Here is a 4,076-nt window from a genome sequence, read left to right as displayed (position 1 = left end):
CGTCGACCGCGTTCTCCCGAACCTGCACCGTCAGCGCTCCGAGCACCTCGGCGAGCGCGTCCATGGTCGAGTTGCCATGGAAGGTGCGGCCGATGTGCCAGTCGGAGGTGTGCAGGATTCGCATACTCACACGGTACGAAGAGCCACCGACATTCGGTCCGAGGCGTGCCGCAGCGCCCGTTCCTGACCGTCGATCTCTTCGGATCCGGCCGGGAACCGACGCTGCGCGCGCATCAGTGAGCGCCCACCGCCATACCCGGATGCGCCGGCATCAGCTCGTCCTTCGTGCCCCGCACCATCACGGCGGCGNNAGGATCGACGCGACGATGAAGATCCAGCCGTATGCGTCGGTGAGCTGCCGGGGAGAGAGCTCCGCCTGCGCCTGTCCGCCGACGGAGGCCGCGTACACCGCGGTGAACACCGACAGGCCGATCGATCCGCCGATCTGCATCGCGGAGTTGGCGACCGCCGATGCGACGCCCGCATCGTGCGGGGCGACTCCCGTCAGGGCGAGGTTCTGCAGCGGGATGAACACGAACCCCATGCCGACTCCGAGAAGGACGAGCGCCGGGGCGATCTGCACGATGTACGCGCCGTCCGGGGTGATTCCCGACAGCAGGAACAGGCCGGCCGCTGCGATCAGCGGACCCACGACGAGCATCGGACGCGGGCCGATCACGGTGAGGAGCTTCGTCGCGATGGGGGCGATGATCATGGTCGCGATCGGCAGCGGGAGAGTCGCGGCCCCCGCCGGGAGCGCACCCATGCCGAGCACGAACTGGAGGTGGAAGGTCAGGTAGAGCGTTGCGCCGATCATGATCGCTCCGGCGACTCCCTGGATCAGGAACGCGCCGCCACGGACGCGGTCCGCCACCACGCGCAGCGGCAGCAGCGGCTGCGCGACCCGACTCTCGACCCACACGAACACGCCCAGCAGCACCACTCCGAGGGCGAGGAACGTGATCGTCAGAGGGTCGCCCCAGCCGTTCTCCGCGAGGCTGAATCCGTAGACGAGGGCGCCGAGCCCCAGGGTCACGGTGATCGCGCCCCAGACGTCGTAGCGGTTGTCGCCCTCGGCGCGGCTCTCGGTGAGGAAGAACGCACCGCCGACGAGACCGACGGCGACGAAGAACAGGTTGACCAGCAGGCACCAGCGCCAGTCGGTGAACTCGGTGAGGAATCCGCCCAGCAGCAGGCCGATCGCGGCGCCGGTTCCCGCGACCGTTCCGAAGACCGCGAACGCGGTGTTGCGCTCCCGCCCGGACGGGAAGGTGACGGTCAACAGGGCGAGTGCCGCCGGGGCCAGAAGTGCGGCGAAGACGCCCTGCAGACCACGCGCGAGGACGAGCTCCCACCCCTGCTGTGCGAGACCGCCGAAGAGGGATGCCGCGCCGAACCCGACCATGCCGATCATGAACGTGCGCTTGCGGCCGAGGTAGTCCGCGATGCGACCGCCGAGCAGCAGCAGCGCGCCGAACGCGAGGGCGTAGGCGGTGACGACCCACTGCCGCTGGCCGTCGCTGAGGCCGAGCGCGGCCTGGGCCCGTGGGAGGGCGATGCTGACGATGGTGCCGTCGAGCACGACGATCAGCTGGGTGAGAGAGATGACGGCGAGCGCCCACCATCTGGTCTGGGGGCGGGCGCGCAGGGACGATGACATGGAAGAACCTCCGGTGTCGGGGACGATGCCGGAGGTTTCGAGCCTCGGACCAGCGCGCTTCGAGCGCCTGACCACCTCAGCCGACGGGGCTGAGCAGAAGATCCATAGTACCCGAGGTGAGACTCTGCGAGTGCGAGCGGAAGGTCCCCTGACCCACCCTCGTCACGATGATCGGCACCTGGTGATGCGACATGCGCGATGCGCGGTCACATGTGCGGGGTGCGGGGCTGCGCGATGCGATCTGGGCTGCCCTCCGCCCGACATGTGCCGGAATTGCCCCTCCGGCTGGGGTTGTGCCCGCCTCGTCGTGACTACCGACTTCCGCTCGCTACTCCTTCAGGTCATGCAGCCAGTTCGCCTGCTGGATCCGATTGTCGAGCTCACGCAGCTCCTGCGCGACCGCGTCAGCGCGCGAGCGCAGATCGGCGACGGGGAGCGCGGAGATCTGCCGCAGCTCCGATCGCATCTGTCGGAGGAACTGGTCGTTCGCCCCGGATGCCGCAGCGGCGGCGTCCGCCAGCAGCGAGTGCTGCAGGCGGAGCACGTCTCTCGCGGCGAGCGCATCCGTCATCGTCCCGTCCGCTCCCAGGTCGAGCCGCGAGTTGGTCGCGTTGATCCGCCGGATCAGATCGCGCAGCTGCGCGAGTGCGGCATCGGCCTCGACGAGGAGCGTCGCTGCGTCTTCCGCCGGCTCCTCCCCCTCCTGGTACCGGGCGTTCGCCGTGATGCGGGCGCGGAGCTGCTCGATGCGGCGCTGCAGGTCCGCGCGGGCTGTGAGGGCCTCTGCGAGTTTCATGCCCTCATCCTGTCAGCCTGCCGCTGTGTAACACAGCGTCATACGCTCGGGGGTCAGCGGGAGCGAAGCAGAGAGGCGTGCTCCGGGTGCGTCTGGAACCAGTCGGCGACGTACCAGCAGACCGCGTCGACCGTGCGATCGCCACGCTCCTCGATGTCGGCGACAGCCCCCTCGACGACGACTCCCGCATAGCCGTGGCCGCGGAAAGTGGGGATCGTGAACGCTCTCGTCAGGGCGATCGTGTGTCCGTCGTCGCGGTAGTCCAGCACGCTGACGAGCTGGCCGTCGCGCGTCAGCGTGTACCGCGATGCGTCCTTCTCATCGGTGAGGAGGAAGCCGGCGGCGAGGGTCGAAGTAGTCACCTTCTTCACGTTACGCCCCACCCGTGCACCCACGGCCGTTTTGACACGCGCCGACTTCTTCCGACATAATCCCCCCATGACTACCAACGCAAGCCCTTTGTCCGCCCAGGAGGCGAACAGGACTGCCGGGATGATGATGCCCGGTCGCGTTGGCATGTGTTGCCGAATGTGTCGCTGAACGAACAGCCACTCCGTCTGACCTGACTTCTCGCGATCTGCGAGGACTGGTCTCCGAGCACCCACCCTTGCTCGCTTCCCGGCTCGCCCGGTCATTCATGCAACGCATCAGAGCCTTCTTCCGGCTCACGTCCTGAGGACTACATCATCATGTCGAACATCGCACTTCTCGGGCGTCCCGCCGCCACCGCAGCCCGCACCGTCTCCTCAGAGCCGGCCGCCGCTCCGCTCGATGCCGATCTTCCCGCCGTCCGCTCCCCCCGCGGTTTCGCCCTCTACGTCGGTCTCGACGAGATCAAGGCCGCAGAGGCGGGCGTCAGCCTTCCGCTTCTCGTCGACGCCCTGCGTCGCACCCTCGCCGAGCTCGCGCCGGGCGCCGAGACGCATGCCACCGTCGCCCTCGCCCCGCACGGCTCGGGCGGCCGCGACCTCGATGTCGTCCGTCTGGCGCTGCACGAGCCCGGTGCGATCGCCCGCACCAAGGCCGCCGCCGAAGAGGAGACCACAGACGAAGAGGGCGGCGTCGTCGTCGACATCTCGCGCAAGCGCGTGCTGATCGACGGAGAATCCGCAGCCTTCACCTACAAGGAGTTCGAGCTGCTGCAGTACCTCGTGCTCCGCGAGGGCCGCACGATCGAGCGCAGCGAACTCGTCTCGGCGCTGTGGCAGGCGCAGGATGACGAGACCCCGGGCGAGCGCACCATCGACGTGCACGTGCGTCGTCTGCGGGCCAAGCTCGGCCGCTACGAAGACATCGTGCGCACCGTGCGCGGCATCGGCTACCGCTTCGATCGTCACGCCGACGTCGTCATCCGCTACGGCCACGGCACCCCCTCGCCCGACCGCTTCTGACGCGAGTGTCAGGCCCGCGACGTATGGTGGGCGCATGACCCTGACCGCGGATGCCGCAGCTGCCGACCCGGCCGCTCAGAGCACCCCGCGGGAGACCGTCTATCGGCCTGCCCTCCCCCTTGACCTCCGCGCGACCGTCGGCCTGCTCAGGCGAGGCCCCGGGGATCCGACCATGGTGCCCGACGGCCCGGTCATCTGGCGCACGCTGCGCACCCCCCTCCGCCCTGCG

Annotated in this window: 4 protein-coding genes and 2 pseudogenes; 2 read left to right on the top strand and 4 right to left on the bottom strand. The window is 68.9% G+C overall.

Going from position 1 to position 4,076, the window contains the following annotated elements; genetic code table 11:
- From J7E68_RS19890 to J7E68_RS19885, 4 genes and pseudogenes are all read right to left on the bottom strand, one after another.
- A pseudogene (locus J7E68_RS19890) lies at positions 1 to 124 on the bottom strand (exonuclease sbcCD subunit D); the annotation flags it as partial.
- A 174-nt stretch (positions 125 to 298) separates the two neighbouring features.
- On the bottom strand, positions 299 to 1,660 hold the full coding sequence (locus tag J7E68_RS13780) for an MFS transporter (protein ID WP_215173485.1): 1,362 nt from the start codon (positions 1,658 to 1,660) through the stop codon (positions 299 to 301).
- Positions 1,661 to 1,988: 328 nt separating this feature from the next.
- Positions 1,989 to 2,456, bottom strand: a complete 468-nt coding sequence (locus J7E68_RS13775; protein WP_215173483.1) for a DIP1984 family protein — start codon at positions 2,454 to 2,456, stop codon at positions 1,989 to 1,991.
- Positions 2,457 to 2,509: 53 nt separating this feature from the next.
- Positions 2,510 to 2,818: a GNAT family N-acetyltransferase gene (locus J7E68_RS19885; protein WP_311416955.1), complete on the bottom strand. Its 309-nt coding sequence runs from the start codon at positions 2,816 to 2,818 to the stop codon at positions 2,510 to 2,512.
- A 327-nt stretch (positions 2,819 to 3,145) separates the two neighbouring features.
- On the opposite strand from J7E68_RS19885, the gene J7E68_RS13765 reads away from it, so the two are divergent.
- Both J7E68_RS13765 and J7E68_RS13760 read left to right on the top strand, forming a co-directional pair.
- Positions 3,146 to 3,847 (top strand): winged helix-turn-helix domain-containing protein, encoded by a 702-nt coding sequence (locus J7E68_RS13765; RefSeq protein ID WP_215173481.1) that lies wholly within the window; start codon positions 3,146 to 3,148, stop codon positions 3,845 to 3,847.
- Between the two features lie 34 nt (positions 3,848 to 3,881).
- A pseudogene (locus J7E68_RS13760) lies at positions 3,882 to 4,076 on the top strand (DNA-3-methyladenine glycosylase 2 family protein); the annotation flags it as partial.

Origin of the sequence: Microbacterium sp. ISL-103 (assembly GCF_018613995.1) — a bacterium.
Lineage (GTDB): Bacteria > Actinomycetota > Actinomycetes > Actinomycetales > Microbacteriaceae > Microbacterium.
This window is presented reverse-complemented; position numbering and strand designations above follow the sequence as displayed.

What these genes read in the sequence shown, in the direction of transcription:
- J7E68_RS13775 (WP_215173483.1), bottom strand. Translation starts at nt 2,456, where the DNA reads ATGAAACTCGCAGAGGCCCTCACAGCCCGCGCGGACCTGCAGCGCCGC.
- J7E68_RS13765 (WP_215173481.1), top strand. Translation starts at nt 3,146, where the DNA reads ATGTCGAACATCGCACTTCTCGGGCGTCCCGCCGCCACCGCAGCCCGC.